The following is a 17,451-nucleotide window of genomic DNA, read 5'->3' on the forward strand; positions in this document are numbered from 1 at the left end:
AGGTATGGATCTCGGTGGTCCCCGCCCGGCATCGTCGCCCGGGCCCGGTGCGGCACCGATGACGCGCGGCGCGCCGTGCCGCGCATGATCTCGGAAGGGAGCGCGCATGGCCGCCGCCGCACCCCGGTCGCTGAGACTGGCGCTCTTCTTCTCCGTCGCCACCTACTCGTCGCTGCAGGCGATCATCGTCCCCGTCGTCCCCGAGATCACGCGGCACTTCGACTCGAACCCGGCCGAGGCCGGGTGGCTCATCTCGGGCTTCCTCGTGACGGGCGCGGTGACACCGCCCATCGCGGGGCGCATCGGCGACCTGATCGGGCTGCGCCGCACGCTCGTCATCCTGCTGGCGGTCTTCGTCGTCGGCATCGTGCTCGCCCTGGTCGCCGACAGCATGATCATGCTCATCGTCGCGCGGATGATGCAGGGGTTCGGCGCCGCGACGATCTCGCTGGGCATGTCGATCGCCCGCGCCGCGTATCCGCCCGAGCGGGTGAGCGGCGCGATCGCGATGATCTCCAGCACGATGGCGGTCAACAGCGCGCTGGGGCTCAGCCTCTCGGGACCCATCACGAGCCTCTGGGGCTTCCACGCCGTCTTCCTGCTCCCGCTCGTCATGGCGACCGCCGCGATCGTGCTCATGCTGCCCCAGGTGCGCGGCGACGCGCCGCGGCGCGCGGGCGCCGCCGACGTCAACTGGTGGGGCGGCGTGCTCTTCGTCTCGGGCCTGTCGTGCGCCCTGCTGACGATCACCTTCGGCGACCTGTGGGGCTGGTGGGCGCCGCAGACCCTCGGCATCCTCGCCCTCGGCCTCGTGCTGCTCGCCGGCTGGGCGATGGGGGAGTGGCGCGCCCGCGTGCCGCTCATCGACGTGCGGCTGTTCACCATCGCCGGCGTGCGGCGTGCGTCGTACGGGACCCTGCTCTTCGGCGCGCTCGGCTTCGCGGCCTACAACATCGTGCCGATCGTGCTCACCGACGCGCGGCTCGACTTCGAGCTGCCCCCCGCCGTCAGCGGCCTCGTGATGCTGCCGATCTCGGCCGGCACGCTCGTGGTCGGCGTGCTCGCGGCACGCATCGTGCCGGTCCTGGGATACCAGCGGATCTACATCCTCTGCGGGGCGATCAACGTCGGGATCGCGGTCGTGTCGCTGTTCATGCCCGGGCACCTGTGGCTGCTGATCGTCCTGCTCTTCCTGCACGGCGTCTCGGTCGGGATGGCCTACGCGTCGCTGCCGGCGCTGATCATGCTCGCCGCTCCTGCCGACGCCTCGGGGCTCGCCGCGGGCATCTACAACACGATGCGCACGGTCGGCGGCGCGATCGGGGCCCAGATCATGTTCGGGATCATCGCCGCGAGCGTGGGGGCGCCCGGGACGGGCGGCTTCGTGGCCGCCGCGACGTTCCTCGGCGGTCTCGCGATGCTCGCGGTGATCGTGGGGCTCACGCTCCCCTCCGCGGGCGGCGGGCGCCGCGCGCGCGGCGCCGCGTGACGCCGCCGCCGAGACCCACGCAAACACGCGAGGGTGCCAGTTATCTCGACGAGATAACTGGCACCCTCGCGTTGCGGGGGCACGTGCCGGGGGTTAGTGGGGTTCTGCTTCCTTGCCGAGGTAGGCCTCGATGACGTGCGGGTCTTTGGACACCTCGGCGTAGGTGCCCTCCGCGATGAGCTTGCCGGTCTCGAGCACGTAGACGTACTCGGTGAGCCGCTGCACCGTGGGCATGTCGTGCTCGACGAGCAGCACGCCGCAGCCCAGCTCGTCGAGGGCGCGGCCGAGCACCTCGAGGAACTCCTCGGTGTCGGACAGGCCCGCGACGGGCTCGTCGAGCAGCAGCAGCTTGGGCTGGGTCACGAACGCGCGGGCGAGCTCGGTGAGCTTGCGGATGCCGTAGGGCAGCTCGCCCGCGGGCACGTCGGCGTAGTCGCGGATGCTCATCAGCTCCAGCGCCTCCAGGGCCTGCGCGTGCGCCGTGCGCTGGTGCCGGGGCGTCAGCGAGGGGGCCAGCGAGGTCTTGCCCTCGGCGGCGACCATGACGTTCTCCAGCACCGTCATCGACAGGAACATCTCCAGGTTCTGGAAGGTGCGCGAGATGCCGAGCGCGAACCGCCGGTGCGCCGGGACGCCCCGCAGGCTCTGCCCGTCGAAGGTGACCGTGCCCGACGACGGGCGCAGCCCGCCGGAGATCATGTTCACCAGGGTGCTCTTGCCGGCCCCGTTCGGGCCGATCAGTCCCACGCGCTGCCCCGGACGCACCGCCAGCGACACGTTCTGTGTCGCGGCGACACCGCCGAAGTGCTTGGAGACGTCGTCCAGTTCGAGCAGGTTCACGTTCATGCTTCCACCGCCAGGTACAGCTCGGAGAGGTCGTGCTCGGTCAGCAGCTCGTGCGCCGTGCCTTCGAGCTTGACCGTGCCGCGAGAGAGGACATACGCACGATCGGTGCGCTCGAGGGCCGCGCGCGCGTTCTGCTCGATGAGCAGCACCGCGGTCTCGCCGTCGTCGACGATGCGGCGCAGGTTGTCGAGCACCTGCTGCGAGTACAGCGGCGACAGGCCCAGCGACGGCTCGTCGAGCATGAGCAGCTTCGGGCCGCCCATGAGCGCGCGTCCGATCGCGAGCATCTGCTGCTCGCCGCCCGACAGCGTGCCGCCGTCCTGCTTCAGCCGCTCCTTCAGGATCGGGAAGTATCCGAACACGCGCTCCAGGCGCGTCTCGAACTCCGCGTTCGACTGCGACGAGTCGGCGAACCGGCCCAGCTTCAGGTTCTCCAGCACCGACAGGTCGGGGAAGATGCCGCGGCCCTCGGGCACGTGCGACAGGCGCGTGCGCGCGATCGCCGCAGCGGTGTGCAGTCCGCGCGAGCCGATCTGCTGCCCCTGCCACGTGATGGAGCCGTCGAGCACGGGAAGCAGGCCCGAGATGGCACGCAGCGCCGTCGACTTGCCACCGCCGTTCGCGCCCAGGAGCGTCACCATCTCGCCCGCGTTCACGTGCAGCGTCAGACCGCGCAGCACGAGGCCCGCGCCGTAGCCCGTGCTCAGGCCGTTCAGCGAGAGCAGGGCGTCCGGCGCCACCGGCGCCGGGGACGCGGCCGGCTGCACGGGCCGCGTCGCGGCCGCCGCCGCGCGCTTGGCATCCTTCTTGCTCGGCACGCGCAGCACGCCGGTCGCGCCCGCGCCGGGGACCTCCGCGTCGGTCGCCAGGTGCAGCTCGGCCTCGCCCGCGTCGGCGAGCTCGAGCGGCTCGGCGGAGACGACCGCCGAACCACGCCCGAACCGCGCGGCCACGCGACGCACGAGCTTCTCGTACAGGCCCGCGACACCGCCCGGGGCGACGAGGAGCACGAGGATGAGGGCGATGCCGAAGATCAGCGGGATGGGCAGGTCGCCGACGTTGCGGGGGACCCACACGACGAAGACCGCGCCGATCAGGCTGCCGCCGATCGACCCCGTGCCGCCGAGCACGACGGCCAGCAGCATGTAGATCGCCCAGAAGATGCTGAAGCTCTCGGGGCCGACGAACGCGGACATCAGGATGATCAGGGCGCCCGAGAGGCCGGCCAGGGCGGCGCCGTAGACGAACGCGCCGAGCTTGACCGTGCTCGGGTTGAGGCCGAGCGCTCGCGCGCCGTTCGCGCTGTCGCGCACGGCGCGCCAGTTGCGTCCGATGCGGTTGCCGGTGAGCCACAGGGTGAGCGCCGTGACCACGATCGCGAGCACCAGGATGAGCCAGTACTGCGAGATCGTCGTGGGGGCCATGTCGGAGCGCGCCGCGAGGCCCGAGAACCCGCCGGTGATGTCCTTGAAGACGTTCACCAGCTCGGGCACGACGAACGCGAACAGCAGCGTCAGCACCACCAGGTAGATCCCCGCCACGCGCGTCGCGATGAGGCCGATGACGATGCCGGCGACGACCGCGGCGACGACCGCGATCAGGAGCGCGAGCGGCAGCGACCAGCCGGCCTTGAGCGCGATCGCCATCGCGTATCCGCCGAGCAGCGCGAGGCCGCTCGTGGCGAGCGACACCTCGCCGGTGTAGCCGGTCACGACGTTGACGCCGACGACGGCGATGTAGGTCGCGAGGATCATGCCGACGAGGAAGATGGTCGCCGCGCCCTGCGTGAACGGCACGAGCACGAACAGCGCGAGGGCGACGATCCACCCCACGAGGGCGACGGTGCGCTTCGCGCGGGGCTTGAGCGCGGGGGCGTGCGCGCGGGGGCGCCCGCCGCCGGGCAGCAGCTTCGTGAGCAGCGACTGGGGCTTGCGGTTGATGATCTCGGGCTCGGAGACGTGTTTCTCCGGTTTGCCGAACAGGCCGTGCGGACGGAACAGCAGCACGAGGGCGATGACCACGAAGGTGAAGGTCGCGATGATGCCGCTGTCGAGGTACATGACCATGAGCGCCGAGCCGACGCCGAACAGCACGGCGCCGATCGCGACGCCGACGATGTTGGTGAAGCCGCCGATGACGACCGCCGCGATCGCCGACAGGATGAAGGTGACGAACTCGGTGGGCGAGAGGAACCGGATCGGGGTCACCAGCAGCGCCGCGAGCGCCGCGTACGCGCCGCCGATGATCCAGCTGTTCAGGCGCATGTTCGACACGTTCACGCCGAGGATCGAGGCGGTCAGCGGGCCCGAGCTCGTGGCCCGCATGCCGAGGCCGAGCTTGGTCTTCTCGATGAGCCACAGCAGCAGCACGGTCGCGATGACCGCGACGACGATCACGAAGATCTGGTTGGGCGCGACGACGAAGTCGCCCAGCGTGATGGGCGACAGCTCGCCCAGGATGCGGGGGAGCGACTTGGGCGTCGGGCCCCAGATCCAGCCCGCGAGGCCCTCCAGGATGAGCAGCACGCCGAGGGTGGCGACCGCGATCGTCAGCACCGGCTGACGGCGCAGCGGGAAGACGACGAGGCGCTCGACGATGGCGCCGAGCACCGCGCCCGCGAGGATCACGGTGGGGAAGACGAGCCAGTAGGGGAGGCCGGCGCCGAGCATCTCGTAGGCGAGGTAGGCGACGATCACGCCCTGCCCGGCGATGGCGAAGTTCAGGACTTTCGTCGTGCGGTAGATCACGACGAGGGATTGCCCCGCAAGGGCGTAGAGCAATCCGGTGACGATTCCGGAAAGGATGACGGTCAGCATCTCGTGCTAATCCTCCTTGGGCGTGGGAGCTGCGGCGAGGGCGGTATGCGCCGCCGCTCCGCTCTCTGGCCGGGGGGTCCAGGGAGCGGAGCGGCGGTCGTTGCTCGGGTGTCGGGCGGTCAGTCGGCGACGACGACGTCGCGCCAGTCACCGCTGTTCACGAGGACGCCGTCGGTGACGGTCCAGTACGAGACCTGGTCGCCGCCCGCGTGCGACTCGGCGGTGAAGGTCACCGAGGGCACGGTGCCGAAGGGCTCGCCCGAGACCTCCTGCAGCGCGGCGGCGATCGTCTCACCGGTGACGTCGCCGTCGGCGGCGGCCAGCTCGATGCCGTGCGCGAGGATCGCCGCGTGGTTGTATCCGACGCCGACGTTGGGGTTGTCGAGGATCGCCGCGCAGGCGTCGCTGTAGCCCTCGACGGCCGCGATGAACTCCGTCACCGACGCCTCCTCGGTCGCGACCGAGGGCCACGCCCACTGCGCGATGACGGTGCCCTCGGCGAGGTCGCCCGCGAGCTCCAGGTAGCCGGGGCCGTAGCCGAAGGGCGCCAGGATCCACTTCGGCGTGTAGCCGATGTTCGCCGACTCCTTCTGCAGCTGCGCGAGGGTCGTGTCGACGTGCTGCACGTAGACGGCCTCGGCGCCCGCGTCCTTGAGCTGCTTCGCCCACGCCGCCCACTGCGGCTCCTTGAGGTTCAGCTCGACCGTCGTGCCGAGCTCCACGCCCGCCTTGGCGGCGGCGCCGTCGGCGGCGGCCATCGAGGCGTCGCCCGCGCCGAGCGCGAGCACGACCGAGACCTTCTTCGCGTCGAGGTCCGTGGCGGCGTAGTCGATCGCGCTCGCCATGTCGTCCTGGTAGCGGGGGTACACGCTGTAGTCGCCGGGCGCCTGCGGGGGAGCGAAGGCGGCGCCGTCGCCCGCGCCGAGGAGCACGACGTTCGAGGCCGTCGTGGCGCCGCGTGCGCCGTCGATCGGCACGGTGCCGCCGGCGAAGATGGCGACCGCGCCCTCCGCGACGAGTTCCTGGGCGATCGTCGCCGAGGCCTGGCCCTCGTACTGGTTGTCACGGGTCTCGACCTTGACGTCGTAGCCGCCGATGCCGCCGGCCTTGTTCGCGGCGTCGAAGAACGCCTCGAAGCCGCACGCCTGGCCTTCGCCGGCCGACGCGACCGGGCCGGTCTTGGGCGCCGAGACGCCGGCGATGATCGTCTTGTTGCCTTCGGAGGAGGAGCCCCCGTCACCGCTGCCCCCGGTGCTGCCGGCGTTGTCGTCGGATCCCCCCGCACAGCCCGCGAGGGCGAGCACGAGCACCGCGCCCGAGGCGGCGGCGACCTTGATCCAGTTGTTCTTCTTCATTGAAAACCCCTTACTTGCCCATCAACCGTGATGGGACGGCACCCCCTGAAGGTAGCAGACTGTATTAAAAATATTGCGTAGTATGTCTGTCGTTTACCCAACCGTTACAGAACGGCCGCGGACGGTCCGTCCTCGCCTGTCCGCGCGCCCGGTCGCGACCGATCGATAATGGACCATGCCTGATATGACGCCCCCCGCCCCCTCGTCCGCGATCTCCTACCTGTTCGTGCCGGCCTCGCGGCCCGACCGCTTCGAGAAGGCGCTCGCGAGCGCCGCCGACGCCGTCATCGTCGACCTCGAGGACGCCGTCGCCGCCGACGAGAAGGACGTCGCGCTCGAGCACCTGCGGGCAGCCCTCGACGGGGGGCTCTCGCGCCCCGTGCACGTGCGCATCAACGCGGCGGACTCCGCGTGGTTCGAGCGCGACCTCGCGGCGCTGGCGGAGCTGCCGGCGGCGGCGCGCGAGCGGCTCGCGGGCGTGCTCGTGCCCAAGGCGGAGGACGCCGAGACGATCGCCCGCGTGCACGCGGCGCTCTCGGCCGGTCCCTCGGCGGCGGACGGCACCGCGATCATCGCCCTCATCGAGAGCGCCGCGGGCGTGGCCCGCACGCGCGAGATCGCCGCGGCGCCGGGGCTGACGCGCTTCGCCGTCGGCGCCGCCGACCTGTCCTTCGACCTCGACATCGAGATCGTCTCGTCGACCGTCGACTGGGTGTACGCGCAGCTCGTCGTCGAGTCGCGCCTCGCGGGCCTCGCGGGTCCCATCGCGTCGCCGCCGTTCGAGATCAAGGACCTCGAGACCGTTGAGCGCGAGGCCGTGCGGTTGCGCGGGCTCGGCGCGACGGCCCAGCTGTGCATCCACCCGGGGCAGATCGCGCCGATCCACGCCGGCTTCCTGCCCAGCGCGGAGCGCGTCGAGTGGGCCCGCCGGGTCGTCGCCGCGGCCGCCGAGACCGACGGCGCCGCGCAGGTCGACGGCCAGATGGTCGACAAGCCCGTGCGCGAGCGCGCCGAGCGCATCCTCGCCCAGTCCACCCGCTGACCCGCCCTCCCTCTCCTCGTCCCCCATACCCTGCGAGACTGCACCGGTGCGACGAGACTGCACGTCTGACCGGCAGTCTCGTCGCACCGGTGCAGTCTCGCAGGACGGTGGGGTGGGACGGTGGGGGCGGGGAGAGGTGGGGGAGAAGGGTCAGTCGAAGACGACGACGCTGCGGGCGGTCTCGCCCTTCTCCAGCTTCTCGTAGCCCTCGTTGATCTCGTCGAGCGAGATGGTCTCCGAGACGAGGTCGTCGAGGTTGAGGCGGCCCTGCTGGTACATCGTGGCGTACAGCGGGACGTCGATGCTCGCGATCGTCGAGCCCATGAATAGGCCGCTCAGCTTCTTCTGGCCGCGGAGCAGGTCGTTCGACTCGAGGCCGACCGTCTTGCCGGGCGGGATCTTGCCGAGCACGTAGGCGGTGCCGCCGACGTCGGTGATGTCGATCGCCTGCTGCGCCGTCTGGGGGAGGCCGATCACCTCGAAGGCGAAGTCGACGCCGCCCTTGCCGACGATCTCGCGCACGCGCGCGACGACGTCGGGCTCCTCGGCGGGGTTGATGACGTCGGTCGCGCCGAACTTCCTGGCGAGCTCGAGCTTGGCGGGCTGCAGGTCGAGCGCGATGACGTTGCGGGCGCCCGACAGGGCCGCGCCCTGCACGACGTTCAGGCCCACGCCGCCGCATCCGATCACGGCCACCGTGTCGCCGAACCCGACCTTCGCCGCGTTCTTGACCGCGCCGATGCCCGTGACGACGCCGCAGCCCAGGAGGGCGGCACGGTCGAACGGGATGCTCTTGTCGACGACGACGAGGTTGCGCTCGTGCACGAGGATCTTCTCGGCGAAGCCGCCGATGTCGCCGATCTGCGTCACGGCCTGCCCGTCGAGGGTGTACCGCGCCCGCTCGTCGGGACCGCGGCGGATGGCACCCGGGTTCGTGCAGCGCGTCGGCTCGCCGCGGCTGCACGAGTCGCACACGCCGCACGTGGAGATCACGTTGCCGACGACGTGGTCGCCGACCTTGACCGCCGTCACCTGGTCGCCGACGGCCTCCACGATGCCCGCGACCTCGTGGCCGAGCACGAGCGGCACGGGCCATCCGAAGTCGACCTTGAGGGTGTGCAGGTCGCTGTGACACAGGCCGCTCGCCTTGACCTTGACGATCACTTCGCGCGGCTGCGGGTCATCGAGCTCGATGTCCCGGATCTCGAGGGGCTGGCCGACCCCGAACATCACGGCTGCCTTCATCGCTGTCTCCTTCGACGCAAAGTATTGTTTATATTTTTGGCTCAGTCTATCGGGAATGCCCGGTGTGTCCAGCGCGGTGTCGGGCGCGACTCGTTCGCGCGGCTAACGTTGTGACGTGCGGCACACGCGAGGAGGAAGAGGCGATGCGACGACAGCTCAGTGACGAGGTTGTCTCCTACCTGAGGCAGGCGATCATGGCCGGCGAGTTCGCCCCCGGCGAGGCCGTGCGCGCCGAGGTCGTCGGCGAGGCGCTGGAGGTCTCTGCGACGCCCGTGCGCGAGGCCTTCCAGGCGCTCCGCGCGGAGGGGTTCCTCGAGCTCGTGCCGCGGAAGGGCTTCACCGTCGCGCCGCTGACGGCCGCCGACATCCGCGACATCTTCGAGGCGCACGCGCTGCTGGCCGGCGAGCTCACGGCGCGCGCGGCGCGCAACGCGACGCGCGCCGACCTCGACGCGCTCGAGGCGCTGCACCGCGAGCTCATGGATGCCGCCGAGGGCGGCGACACGGCCCTGCTCGAGCAGAAGAACCACGAGTTCCATCGCGCGATCTACCGCCTGGCCGGCTCGGAGCGCCTGCGCTGGGCGCTCGGCACGTTCGCGAAGTACGTGCCGCGCGCCTTCTACGCCGAGATCGAGGGCTGGCCCGAGACGACCGTCGCCGACCACGGCGCGGTCATGACGGCGCTCGTCGCGGCCGACGCCGACGCCGCGCGGGAGGCGATGGCGGCGCACATCCGCAACTCGGGCGAGAAGCTCGCCGAGCACTTTGCCGCCACCCGACCGCACCCCGCACCCGAAAGCGATTCATGACGCACCCCGAACAACGCCTGGGCTACTACCTCTCGACCGACGAGCCCGGGCTCTTCCTGCCGCAGGACATCGGCATCGCGGGATGGAAGCCCGACCAGCTGCACGGCCCCGCGATCACGGGCCTGCTCACGCGCACGGCGATCGTCGAGGCCGAGGCGCGCGGCCTCGAGCAGCGCCTCGTGCGCGCCGGCTTCGAGCTGTTCGCCCGCGCGCGTCTCGTGCCCACGCACGTGCGCGCCGACGTCGTCCGCAGCGGTGCGCGGGTCACCCTCATCGACGTCGTGCTGTCGCAGGAGGGGCGCGACGTCGCGCGCGGCCACTTCTTCTTCGCCGTCGCCGCGGGCTCACCCGGCAACGACCTGTGGCTGCCCGGCCTCGACGTCGCCCCGCCGCCCGCCGGCGTCGGCCACGACCGGCAGTGGCGCGTGCACCACAGCGCCCAGACGGGGTGGACGACCGACGTGACCACGCTGGCGGGCGGCGTGCGGCGCGGCCTCTGGCAGTATGCGATCGACCTCGTCGACGGCGAGCGCGTCTCGGGCGACGTGCTCGCGGGCTTCGTCTCGGACATCACGAGCTTCGCGGTCAACGCGGGCTCGCGAGGACTGCAGCACATCAACATCGACGCGAACCTCAACATCTCGCGCTCGCCCGTCGGCGGGGGCGTGGGCATCGTCGCGACGCACGTGTCGGAGAACGACGGCATCAGCGTGGGCAGCGCCGTCATGTTCGACGAGCGGGGCCCGTTCGCGGTGACGTCGCTCACCGGCATCTCGCACTCGCGCACGAGCTGACCCGCGGCACCCCTGCGCGCGGGGCTCAGCCGCGCACGTCGAGCACGATCTTGCCGAGCGACGTGCGTCCCTGGATCTCGGCGAGCGCGTCGGCGATCCGCTCCAGCGGATAGCGTGCGCCGACGGCGGGCGCGATGCCGCCCGACTCGAGCATGGGATACAGCTCGTCCCACTGCCGCCACGCGTTCTCGGGGTCGGCCTCGACGTAGCCCGTCCAGCCGACGCCGCGCACGTCGATGTTGCGCAGCAACAGGCGGTTGACCTTGACCGAGGGCGGCTCGCCCTGCGCGAAGCCGAGCACCAGGTGGCGCCCGAAGGGGGCGAGCACGCGCAGGGAGTCGAGGATCACGGCCTCGCCCACGACGTCGACGACCACGTCGACGCCGCGCCCGTCGGTGGCCTCGAGCACGGCATCCTTGAAGCCGTCGACGCGCACGGTCGTGTCGGCGCCGTGCGCCTCGGCGAAGCGGGCCTTCTCGTCGCTGCTGACGACGGCGATCGTGCGGGCGCCGAGGCTGCGCGCGACCTGCGTCGCGGCGCTGCCGACGCCGCCCGCGGCGCCGTGCACGAGCACGGTCTCGCCCGCGCGCAGCTGGGCGCGCACGTGCAGGGCGAAGTGGGCCGTGAGGTAGTTGACGGGCACGGCCGCCGCGGCGGCGAGCTCCGTGCTCGCGGGGAGCGGGAAGGTCATCGTCTCGGGTGCGACGGCGTACTCGGCCGCGGCGCCGTAGTGCAGCGTCGCGGCGACGCGGTCGCCGACGGCGGTGCGCCGCACGCCGGGACCGACGGCGGCGACGACGCCGGCGAGGTCCATGCCGATCGTGAACGGGAGGTCGGGGATCGACTGGTAGCGTCCCTGCGCGACGATCAGGTCGGCGAGCGAGAGGCCCACGTTCTCCACGCGGATGAGCACCTCGCCCGCGCCGGGGGACGGAACGGCGATGTCGTCGAGGCGGATGCCGTCGATGCCCGTGAGCGCGTGCACCTGGGCGGCGCGCATGGTGGTCGGCAGCTCGTTCGTCGCGTCGTCGGGCACGGTGGCGCTCCCTTGTGATCGGCCCGATGCGCATCGGGCGGGGTGAGGGCGTCGTCGGCGGCGCCCGGGGTCGACGGGCGGCGTCGGACCGTACACAGGATATCGCGCATGGCTGTGCGGAAAATATCGTGCACGTTCGTGCGGGTCTCGGGGAGCGCCGGGCGGACGAGCGCGTGCGCCGAACGGACAGGCGCGTGCGCGCAGGGGATAGTGCGCGTGCCGGGCGCGGGGCTAGCGTCTGCTCATCGCCGCCCGTGGACGTCGACCTGTACGGGGGTACCATTCTTATGGAATGTGCACTATTGAGAATATTCGAATGACATCGTAGAATTACGGCGTCCCTCCGGTCGAGGCTGCTCACCACGGCAAGAGACACAACCGAGCAGTGCAGTGGATCCGGAGACGGCAGTACCGAGGAAGTTCCTGCACACGAGGAGGCAAAGATGCCACGCATCCACCGTTCCAAGAAGATGGCCATGGCCGCGGCGACCATCGCCGGCGCCGCCCTGCTGCTCGCGGGCTGCAGCGGCGACGGCGACACGGGCTCGACCGGCGGTGACGGCGGGTCGACCGGCGGCGACGCCAAGGAGACCATCACGCTCACCTACACGTCGATCCTTCCCGAGAGCGGCCCGGCCAACCAGGCGTTCAAGGTCTGGATGGACGAGGTCACCGCGCTCACCGACGGCCAGGTGCAGTTCGACGCGTTCTACGACGCCGCCCTGTGCGCCGCCGCCGACGCGCTCGAGTGCATCGAGGACGGCCGTGCCGACCTGGCCTTCGACACCCCCGCCTACTCGCCCGAGCTCGTGAGCCCCAACATCGCCTCGATCGGGTTCCAGACCTATGACCACGCTGCGGTCGGCGCGGCGATCAACGAGCTCGTCGCGACCGACGACACGATCGCGAACGAGTACGCGGAGCGCAACCAGAAGATCCTCTTCTTCGGCGCCCAGTCGCCGGCGGTCATCGGCTTCGTCGAAGGCACCGACCTCACGAGCGTCAACGACATGGACGGCAAGCAGGTGCGCGCCGCGAGCCAGATCGGCACCGCCCTCTCGCTGCTCGGCGTCAGCCCCGTGTCGATGGCGCCGGGCGAGGTCTACGAGTCGATCGAGCGCGGCGTCATCCAGGGCGTCGTGCAGTCGATCGACGTCTACGTCGACCTGAGCCTGGCCGAGGTCGCCCCGATGATCTACAGCCTCGACGACGCCGGCGCCTACGCCGTCGTGAACTTCGGCATGAACCTCGACAAGTACGAGTCGCTGCCCGACGACGTCAAGGAGGCCATCGACGCCGCGAGCGCGAAGATGATCGACGAGGGCGTGTACGCGCAGTACCAGAACGACTCGATCGGCCACGCGTGCACCAGCCTGAAGGAGCAGGGCGCGACGATCCAGGGCCTCGGCCTCGACGCCGACGGCAAGGCCTGGGCGACGGCCGCGACCGAGCGCCTCGTCGCAGACTGGAAGACGCAGGCCGAGGGCAAGATCGCCGACCCCGACGCCTTCGCCGACACCTACTTCGGCCTGGTGCAGAAGAACGTCACGGGCGACGCGAAGACGATCGCGCAGATCTGCGACGAGAGCTGAGTGACGCGGTGCTCCCGCCCCCAGCCCCCGCCTCACGGCGGCGGCTGGGGGCGGGAGCACCGCCCCCTTCCCTCGCCGCCTGCCGTCGTCCTACGGTGAGCAGACCAGGCACACGCTCCTGAGCGGAGAACAATGAAGATCATCGACGTGGCCGTTCGCAAGATCGGCCGATTCCTCGCGGTGCTGAGCGCCGTCGTCGGCGTGCTGATCATGGTGATCATGCTGGCCGACGTCGTGTCGCGCAACTTCGTGAGCCACCGTTCCATCCCGGGGGTGTACGAGCTCATCGAGACGCTCGTCGTCCTCATCCTCGCCTTCGGCCTCGTCTACGCCGAGGAGCTCGAGGTCAACCCCCGCGTCACCCTGCTCACCGACAGGCTGTCGGCACGTTCCGCGATGATCGTGCGCACCGTCGGCGAGCTCGTCGTCGCCGTCGTCGTCACGTGGATGGCGTACGGCGTGGTGGGCCAGGCCATCACGGCCACGGAGCGCGGCGAGTTCACGCAGGGCATCATCGCCTTCCCCACGTGGCCCACCAAGATCCTGCTCGCCGTGGGGTTCGTCGTGCTGGCCGTCTACGTCGACAACCGTCTCGTCCGGTCGGTCGTCCGGCTCGCGACGGGCGACATCGAGCCCAAGAAGGAGCACACGCATGCGCTGTGACCTGCCCCTGTGCCCCCGAGGGAGGCGCTCATGAGCACCGAGCTCGTCGTCGGCATCGCTATCGTCCTGCTCCTCGTCCTGCTCGCGATCGAGGTCCCCGTCCCGTTCGCGCTCGCGGGGTCGGGCGCCGCGGGCCTCATCCTGCTGAGCTCGGTGCAGCTCGCCGGCACGACGCTGGCGTCCGCGCCCTGGAACGCGGTCGGGCACTACACGCTGTCGATCATCCCGCTGTACATCCTGCTCGGCATGTTCGCCGTGCACGGCAAGCTCGCCGAGCGCGTCTACGGCATGGGCGCCACCGCCCTGCGGTTCCTGCCCGGCGGCCTCGGCATCGCCACGGTCGCGGCGTGCACCGGGTTCGCCGCCGTCTCGGGCTCCAGCCTCGCGACGGCCGCGAGCCTCGGCAAGATCTCGATCGGCGAGATGCGTCGCGTCGGCTACAAGGCGTCGTTCGCGTCGGGCATCGTCGCGATCGGCGGCACCCTCGGCATCCTCATCCCGCCGAGCGTCGCGATGGTCATGTACGGCATCGTCGCCCGCGAGTCGATCGGCCAGCTGCTCGCCGCCGGCATCGTCCCGGGTGTGCTCTCGGCGGTCGCGTACGCGGTCTACATCTTCTTCGTGGCCGGCCGCAACATCGTCCCGCCCGAGAAGGGCCTCGCCGAGGCCGTGCACGCGGCGGCGGGTCGCGAGGGCGAGGTGCCCGATCGCACGCGGATGCCGAAGGGCGGCGTGCGCGCGCTGCTGTGGCTCGCGGCGATCTTCGCCGTCATCCTCGCGGGCATGTTCACGGGCTTCGTGACCGTGACCGAGTCGGCCGCCATCGGCGCGCTCGTCGCCCTCGTCATGCTGTTCTTCGAGAACGTGCGCGACGGCATCAAGCGGGTGTGGGACCTCGCCCGCGAGGCGGCCCGGGAGTCGGCGTCGGTCTCGGCGATGGCGCTCATGCTGCTCATCGGCGCGGGGGTCTTCTCGACCTTCCTCGTGCAGTCGCGGCTGCCCTACAAGCTCGCGGGCTGGATCGGCGAGCTCTCGGTGCCGCCGATCGTCGTGGTGATCATCATCCTGCTGATCCTCATCCCGCTCGGCATGTTCCTCGACTCGCTGTCGGTGATCATCATCGTCGTGCCGCTCGTGCATCCGATCGTGACCGAGCTCGGCTTCAGCGGCGTGTGGTTCGCGGTGCTGTTCGTGATGCTGCTCGAGATCGGCCTCGTGACACCGCCCGTGGGCATGAACACGTTCGTCGTCGCGGCCGCCGCCAAGCTGCCGCTGGGCACCGTGTTCAAGGGCGTCACGCCGTTCCTCATCCCCGCCTTCGTCATGGTCGCCCTCGTGCTGATCTTCCCCGACCTGGCGCTGTGGCTGCCTTCCTTCTCCGCCGGATGATCTCCGACGCGGAGCCCCTGATCGTCGCAAGAAAGGATCGAATGCATGTCTGACAACACCTTCCAAGGGGTCGCCGTCGTCACGGGCGGAGCCTCGGGCATGGGCCGAGCGACCGCGCTGCGCCTCGCCAAGGCGGGGGCGAGCCTCGTGCTGGCCGATCTCAACGAGGAGGGACTCGCCGAGACCGTGGGCCTGCTCGACGGGGCCGCGGGCGAGGTGCGCACGGTCGCGGGCAACCTCGCCGACGAGGACGTCGTGAAGGAGATCTTCACCGTCGCGCAGGGCCTCGGACCGGTGACCGGCGTCGCCAACATCGCGGGTGTCAACGTGCGCAAGTCGCTCGCGAACACGACGCTCGAGGACTGGCGCTTCGCGCTCGACGTCAACCTCACCAGCACCTTCCTCGTGTGCCGCGAGGCCGCGCCGGTGCTCGAGGAGGGCGGCGCGATCGTCAACGTGTCGTCGCTCAGCGGCATCCGCGGCATCGGCTACCCGAGCTACTGCGCGGCCAAGGGCGGGGTCGTCGCGCTGACGACGATGCTCGCGACCGAGCTCGCGCCGAGGATCCGCGTCAACGGCATCGCCCCCGGCCCGACCCAGACGCCGTTCGTCGGCGCGCTCAACGAGGTCGCGGAGCAGGGCTTCGCGCAGACCTCGCTGCTCAAGCGCTGGGCCACGCCCGACGAGATGGCCTCGGTCATCGAGTTCCTGCTCGGCCCCGCGTCGTCGTACGTGACCGGTCAGATCATCGCCGTCGACGGCGGCATCAGCACCACGGTCAACCTCGTGGGCCAGGACGCCTACATGGGGCTGGGCAAGAAGTGAGCGGCGCCCGAGCCGCAGGAAAGGAAGAGCAGGATGACTGACCTGTACGCTCCCGTGGAGCAGTACGTCAACGGAAGATGGGTCGCGGGCGACGGCGAGGAGATCGTCTCGATCAGCCCCGTGACGGGACGCCCGCTCGGCACGAGCCGCTCGGCGTCGGCGGCGCAGGTGCAGCACGCGCTCACCGCCGCCCGCGAGGCCTTCGACGGCGGCGAGTGGTCGAAGCTCGGTCCGAAGGAGCGGTCGGTGCTGCTGCACCGCCTCGCCGACCTCATCGAGCGCGACCGCGAGAAGTTCATCCAGCTCGTGGCCGCCGAGGTCGGCGCGCCGATCTCGAGCGCCGCGCTGCACGTCGACCAGCCGGCGACCTTCTTCCGCTGGTACGCCGAGGCCGCCGAGCGCGGCCCGAAGGACGGCTACGAGCAGCCCATGGGCCTGCACCACGACCCGATCACCTCGGACAGCATGCTGCTGCGCGAGCCGGTCGGCGTCGTCGGCGCGATCACGGCGTTCAACGTGCCCGTCATGCTCGCGGCATGGAAGCTCGGCCCCGCCCTCGCCTCGGGCTGCTCGGCGGTGCTGCTCTCGTCGCCGAAGGCGATCCTCACGACGCGCGCCGTCGTGCGCCTGATCGAGGAGGCCGGCTTCCCGGCCGGCGCCGTCAACTTCGTGTTCGGCCCGCCCGCGGTCACCGAGCAGGTCGTCTCGGCCCCCGAGGTCGACCTGGTCACCTTCACGGGCTCGGCGGCGGTCGGCAGCCACATCATGGCGCTCGCGGCACCCACGCTGAAGAAGGTCGTGCTCGAGCTCGGCGGCAAGTCGCCGAACATCATCCTGCCCGGCACCGACATCGCCTCGACGGTGCAGGCCTCGGCGCTGCGCTTCTGCCGCAACACGGGCCAGGCCTGTGGCGCGACGACGCGCACGCTCGTGCCGCGCGCCGACTACGACCAGTTCGCCGAGGAGACCGCGCGCTTCCTGGAGGGCATGACGATCGGCGACCCGCTCGACCCGAAGACGCTGCTCGGCCCGCTCATCACGGATGAGCACGTCACGCGCGTCGAGGGCTTCCTCGAGCGTGCCGTGCAGGCCGGCGCGACGATCGCCACCGGCGGCCGCCGTCCCTCCGACCTGGAGGGCTTCTTCCTGCAGCCGACCCTCGTGACGAACCTCACCAACTCGTTCGAGATCGCGCAGGAGGAGCTGTTCGCGCCCGTCGGCACCGTGATCGCCTACGACGACGTCGACGAGGCCGGACGCATCGCGAACGACATCAAGTACCACCTGAACGCCAACGTGTGGGGCCCCACGCCCGACGCGATCGCGTTCGCCCGGCGCATCCGCTCGGGCACCGTCACGATCAACGGCGGCGGCGGCTTCCGCACCGACGTGCCCTGGGGCGGCCCCGGCTACTCGGGCATCGGCCGCGAGAACGGCGAGGAGGGCTTCCGCGAGTTCTTCGAGGTCAAGCACGTGCAGTGGCCCGTGCGCTGACGCGCTGACGTGCGCTCCTGAGCACGTGCGGAGGGGCTGGACCGGTGCGACCGGTC

14 protein-coding genes are annotated in these 17,451 nt (G+C 70.9%); 9 read left to right on the forward strand and 5 right to left on the reverse strand.

Annotated features, from left to right (window positions below):
* The first annotated feature begins 106 nt into the window (after window positions 1-106).
* Window positions 107-1,489 carry an MFS transporter gene (locus tag AOA12_RS04790; protein WP_054680859.1) on the forward strand — a complete coding sequence of 461 codons (1,383 nt, stop codon included), beginning with the start codon at window positions 107-109 and terminating at the stop codon, window positions 1,487-1,489.
* A 93-nt stretch (window positions 1,490-1,582) separates the two neighbouring features.
* On the opposite strand, the gene AOA12_RS04795 is transcribed toward AOA12_RS04790, so the two are convergent.
* From AOA12_RS04795 to AOA12_RS04805, 3 genes are all read right to left on the reverse strand, one after another.
* Window positions 1,583-2,335 carry an ABC transporter ATP-binding protein gene (locus tag AOA12_RS04795; RefSeq protein ID WP_054680860.1) on the reverse strand — a complete coding sequence of 251 codons (753 nt, stop codon included), beginning with the start codon at window positions 2,333-2,335 and terminating at the stop codon, window positions 1,583-1,585.
* Window positions 2,332-5,151: an ABC transporter permease subunit gene (locus AOA12_RS04800; protein ID WP_054680862.1), complete on the reverse strand. Its 2,820-nt coding sequence runs from the start codon at window positions 5,149-5,151 to the stop codon at window positions 2,332-2,334. Before AOA12_RS04800 ends, AOA12_RS04795 begins: the two co-directional genes overlap by 4 nt.
* Before the next feature lie 119 nt (window positions 5,152-5,270).
* Window positions 5,271-6,506, reverse strand: coding sequence for an ABC transporter substrate-binding protein (locus AOA12_RS04805; protein WP_054680864.1), 1,236 nt, complete (start codon window positions 6,504-6,506; stop codon window positions 5,271-5,273).
* Between the two features lie 184 nt (window positions 6,507-6,690).
* Here AOA12_RS04805 and AOA12_RS04810 point away from each other — a divergent pair, with 184 nt between their 5' ends.
* Window positions 6,691-7,548 carry an HpcH/HpaI aldolase/citrate lyase family protein gene (locus AOA12_RS04810; RefSeq protein WP_054680866.1) on the forward strand — a complete coding sequence of 286 codons (858 nt, stop codon included), beginning with the start codon at window positions 6,691-6,693 and terminating at the stop codon, window positions 7,546-7,548.
* Between the two features lie 150 nt (window positions 7,549-7,698).
* Here AOA12_RS04810 and AOA12_RS04815 read toward each other — a convergent pair whose 3' ends face one another.
* Window positions 7,699-8,793: a Zn-dependent alcohol dehydrogenase gene (locus AOA12_RS04815; protein ID WP_054680868.1), complete on the reverse strand. Its 1,095-nt coding sequence runs from the start codon at window positions 8,791-8,793 to the stop codon at window positions 7,699-7,701.
* Between the two features lie 143 nt (window positions 8,794-8,936).
* On the opposite strand from AOA12_RS04815, the gene AOA12_RS04820 reads away from it, so the two are divergent.
* Together AOA12_RS04820 and AOA12_RS04825 are read left to right on the forward strand one after the other, a co-directional pair.
* A complete protein-coding gene (locus tag AOA12_RS04820; protein WP_054680871.1) occupies window positions 8,937-9,602 on the forward strand; it encodes a GntR family transcriptional regulator in 666 nt (221 codons plus the stop codon).
* Window positions 9,599-10,396, forward strand: coding sequence for an acyl-CoA thioesterase domain-containing protein (locus tag AOA12_RS04825; protein ID WP_054680874.1), 798 nt, complete (start codon window positions 9,599-9,601; stop codon window positions 10,394-10,396). The genes AOA12_RS04820 and AOA12_RS04825 overlap by 4 nt, the downstream gene beginning before the upstream one ends.
* A gap of 25 nt (window positions 10,397-10,421) precedes the next feature.
* Here the strand turns inward: AOA12_RS04825 and AOA12_RS04830 are convergent, their stop codons facing one another.
* On the reverse strand, window positions 10,422-11,432 hold the full coding sequence (locus AOA12_RS04830; RefSeq protein WP_231637183.1) for an NADPH:quinone oxidoreductase family protein: 1,011 nt from the start codon (window positions 11,430-11,432) through the stop codon (window positions 10,422-10,424).
* A 443-nt stretch (window positions 11,433-11,875) separates the two neighbouring features.
* Here AOA12_RS04830 and dctP point away from each other — a divergent pair, with 443 nt between their 5' ends.
* The 5 genes from dctP to AOA12_RS04855 all read left to right on the forward strand — a co-directional run bounded on the left by dctP (window position 11,876) and on the right by AOA12_RS04855 (window position 17,395).
* Window positions 11,876-13,024 carry a TRAP transporter substrate-binding protein DctP gene (gene dctP / locus AOA12_RS04835; RefSeq protein WP_082405944.1) on the forward strand — a complete coding sequence of 383 codons (1,149 nt, stop codon included), beginning with the start codon at window positions 11,876-11,878 and terminating at the stop codon, window positions 13,022-13,024.
* A 132-nt stretch (window positions 13,025-13,156) separates the two neighbouring features.
* Window positions 13,157-13,687, forward strand: coding sequence for a TRAP transporter small permease subunit (locus AOA12_RS04840; protein WP_054680878.1), 531 nt, complete (start codon window positions 13,157-13,159; stop codon window positions 13,685-13,687).
* A 30-nt stretch (window positions 13,688-13,717) separates the two neighbouring features.
* The gene (locus tag AOA12_RS04845) at window positions 13,718-15,076 is read left to right on the forward strand and encodes a TRAP transporter large permease (protein WP_054680880.1); all 1,359 of its coding nucleotides are present in this window, start codon (window positions 13,718-13,720) and stop codon (window positions 15,074-15,076) included.
* 45 nt (window positions 15,077-15,121) lie between these two features.
* Window positions 15,122-15,901: an SDR family NAD(P)-dependent oxidoreductase gene (locus AOA12_RS04850; RefSeq protein ID WP_054680881.1), complete on the forward strand. Its 780-nt coding sequence runs from the start codon at window positions 15,122-15,124 to the stop codon at window positions 15,899-15,901.
* A 33-nt stretch (window positions 15,902-15,934) separates the two neighbouring features.
* Complete coding sequence (locus AOA12_RS04855; RefSeq protein WP_054680884.1) at window positions 15,935-17,395, forward strand: aldehyde dehydrogenase family protein; 1,461 nt, start codon at window positions 15,935-15,937, stop codon at window positions 17,393-17,395.
* The last annotated feature ends 56 nt before the right edge of the window (window positions 17,396-17,451 follow it).

This window comes from Microbacterium sp. No. 7 (assembly GCF_001314225.1).
Lineage (GTDB): Bacteria > Actinomycetota > Actinomycetes > Actinomycetales > Microbacteriaceae > Microbacterium.